Below are 2,999 nucleotides of genomic sequence, written 5' to 3'. Positions count from 1 at the left end.
TCTTAGAAAGTGCCATGTTGAAGGGGCCGTTCCAGGGGGCGATGGAGGCCACCACCCCTACCGGCTCCTTGATCACGGCGACGTCGCACAGTTGCGTCGTGCGAACCTCGCTCGGCGCGTCGTCTCGAGCGATCTGGACGAAGTAGCGAGCGGTCGCGACGGCCCCGGGGATTACGTCAGCCGCGAACGTGGCGGGCAGACCCATCTCCGCGGTGACGAGCTGGCAGATTTCGTCGAGCTTGGACTCCAGAATGTCCAGCGCGCGGTCGAGGATGTCGGCCCGTTCGCCCACCGGCAGACCCCGCCACCGTCCGTCGTCGAAAGACTCTCGAGCCGCCCGAACCGCTGCATCGACGTCGTCGGCATTCGCGTCGGGCACCTCGCCGATCACTTCCTCCGAGAAAGGTGACACCACGCTGATCCGCTCGGTCGACATGGCCTTGCGCCACTCTCCGCTGATCAGGAACTCCTCGCGGACACTCATGCGCTGCCTTTCGCTCGTACGGGTGAAGCACGCGGGGATATGTGCCCGGCGTCACTCACGTTAGGCTACAACCATTAGGTGGTTTTCCGTCCTCGGTCAAGGTGCGAGGCAAAATTCGAGCAGATCAGGCGCAAGCACGGGGTTCTCTCGTAGTCGTTCTCTCGTAGTCGAAAACTATTGTTGTAAGGTATGAATTTGGGGCAGCAGGTGCCGATAAATGCAGGTGCCCGGCGCCGAGCCCCTGCCGACGACGTTTGGAGCCGTAAGCATGAGCTCTGAGTTCGGCCGCACCACGATCCTGCGGCCCTCCCCGCTCCACCGGATGATCGATCTCGCCGACCGCGTCGCCATCGTGACCGGCGCGACCCGCGGCATCGGGTTGGCGACATTGATCATTGCCGGGATCACCTGGCGGGCTACAAGATTCGGCGTTTCGTGTTCGTTGAGTCATCCCCGCTCCCGCGGATGGCAAGCGGAAAGATCGCGCGGAGACACATTCAGGCCTCGTACGCCGAGGTTGCCGCGACCCAGCGGCGATTCGGATAGCCCATCACCCCCGGTGGACGCAAGTCGGGTAGCGGATTTCTGAATGGGTCCGCAACGGGGCCGCGAACACGACGCGTTCGTCGAGGCCGCTGATTCTCGATTATCGACGCCGACCAAAGTATGAACGACGCTGAACCGAGACAGGGGGCGACGATGCGGGCGGTCGGGGTGACCAAGTTCGGCAGCTGCGATGAGCTGCGCACGCTCGAGCTCTCGAAGCCGCAGGCTGGCCCCGGGGAACTGAGAATCCGGGTACGCGCGGCTGCAGTCAATCCGGCCGACACCGTTATCCGAAGCGGCGGTGCCAAAAGCGGCCGCAGCGCCGCCAGCAGCCCACCCTGGGTTCCGGGGATGGACGCGGCGGGCGTACTTGATGAGATCGGCGAAGGAGTGCCGCCCCGGCTGCACGTCGGGGACGACGTGATGGCGATCGTGCTACCCGCCGGGCATCACGGCGCGTACGCTGAGTACGTAGTCGTACCCGCTGAGTCGGTCGCGAAGACCCCCGCCGGAACTAGTTACGCCGAAGCGGCATCCCTGCCCATGAACGGCTTAACGGCTCGCCGCGCACTCGACACCCTGGGTCTGTCCCCCGGTGACAGGTTGGCGATCACGGGCGCGGCGGGCACCTTGGGGGGATACGCCATCCAGCTGGCACGCGCCGAAGGCATTTGGGTAATCGCCGACGCGTCAGCGGCTGACGAAGTACTAGTGCGCAGTTCGGGCGCGGACTTAGTGCTCGCCCGCGGCGATGACATCGCCCAACGTATCCGAGACGTCGTGCCTGAGGGCGTCGACGCTCTGCTCGACGCCGCCGTGCTCGACGAGAAGTCGCTGCCCGCGGTCCGCGACGGTGGACAGGTCGCCACCTTCCGCGGGTACCAGCCAAAGGTAGTGCGCAACATCAGGTTTCACCGCATTTGGGTGCACGACTACGCCCGCGAGACCGCGAAGCTCGAAGAACTGCGACGACAGGTCGAGGACGGCACCCTGACCTTGCGGGTCGCCTGTGTCTTCGATGCGGATCAGGCTGCCCAAGCCCATCGTCAGCTGGAAGCCGGTGGCACTCGGGGACGGATCATTCTGGCGTTCTAGGAGCCACAGCGACGCGTGAAGAACTCAGCCTCCACATGGCGAAACATAGCAAGTCTGCCCTGAGAGCGTTCACTTTCGCGGAACTGTGAATGCCGGGCGTTGGCCTTGCTCGGGCGGGTCGCTTCCGCGCTCGACATAGGTCCAAGCCGGGCCCGCCACATAACCGAAGAAGGGTGGACATCCTTTGAGCGAACGGAATGCGGACGCCGATGGAAATTCTCGTGACCGCCGAACCGCCCGGACGCGGAACACCGCCGGTCGACATGGCGTCGCTGAACATCGGGCAGCGCGTCGACGGGATCGCCGAGCAGATCGAAACTCGGGGCCTCAAAAAGGTTGATCCGGTTGGTCATTCGATGGCTAGTGTGACCTTCCCCGGTGTGACTTGACGGTTGGATCGGATCGAGTCTCGCGGATGGTCTTCCTGGCGGCACTCGTTCGGCCCGACGGCAAGTCGATCGCAGATTGTGTGAGCGGGCCCGTGGGTCCGCTAGCCGCCGCTATGCGAACCGGTACGCGCAGGCGGGAAAACCGAACTTCAATCCATGGTTCACCGCTTCGCTCCTCTGCAGTGGAATGACATAGGCGCACTCACGGTTTCAGCCTTCGCGCGGGGAGAACCGCTCTGAGTCGGCCGCCCGGGTGGATCTCAGTGACATACTGTGCAACGTTCCGCTGACCTGAATCCTTGCTACCCGTGATCGTGTCTCCAACGCCGAGAAGCAATACGCCAGCGTGGCGGCGCTCGGCGGCGTGGTCGATGTCATCGAGATCGCTACCCGCCACCACACATTGATCGGTCAACCCGACCGACTTGCGGAATGTTGACGGCGGCTCTTGACGGAGGCGGCCTCGGATGTGTCGCGCCCGCTCG

The 2,999-nt window shown here is 64.2% G+C and carries 3 protein-coding genes; 2 read left to right on the top strand and 1 reads right to left on the bottom strand.

Annotated features, from left to right (window positions below):
* Positions 1-484: aldehyde dehydrogenase family protein (locus tag WAN02_RS17870; RefSeq protein WP_422265585.1), on the bottom strand; the 484-nt coding region annotated here is incomplete at its 3' end.
* Between the two features lie 666 nt (positions 485-1,150).
* On the opposite strand from WAN02_RS17870, the gene WAN02_RS17865 reads away from it, so the two are divergent.
* Positions 1,151-2,125: an NADP-dependent oxidoreductase gene (locus tag WAN02_RS17865; RefSeq protein WP_422265584.1), complete on the top strand. Its 975-nt coding sequence runs from the start codon at positions 1,151-1,153 to the stop codon at positions 2,123-2,125.
* Positions 2,126-2,346: 221 nt separating this feature from the next.
* Positions 2,347-2,514 carry a hypothetical protein gene (locus WAN02_RS17860; RefSeq protein WP_422265582.1) on the top strand — a complete coding sequence of 56 codons (168 nt, stop codon included), beginning with the start codon at positions 2,347-2,349 and terminating at the stop codon, positions 2,512-2,514.
* Positions 2,515-2,999 lie beyond the last annotated feature (485 nt).

It is taken from the genome of Mycobacterium sp. (genome assembly GCF_049281135.1).
Taxonomy (GTDB): Bacteria; Actinomycetota; Actinomycetes; order Mycobacteriales; family Mycobacteriaceae; genus Mycobacterium.
The sequence above is the reverse complement of the archived record's forward strand: the minus strand, read 5'-3'. Positions and strand labels throughout refer to the sequence as shown.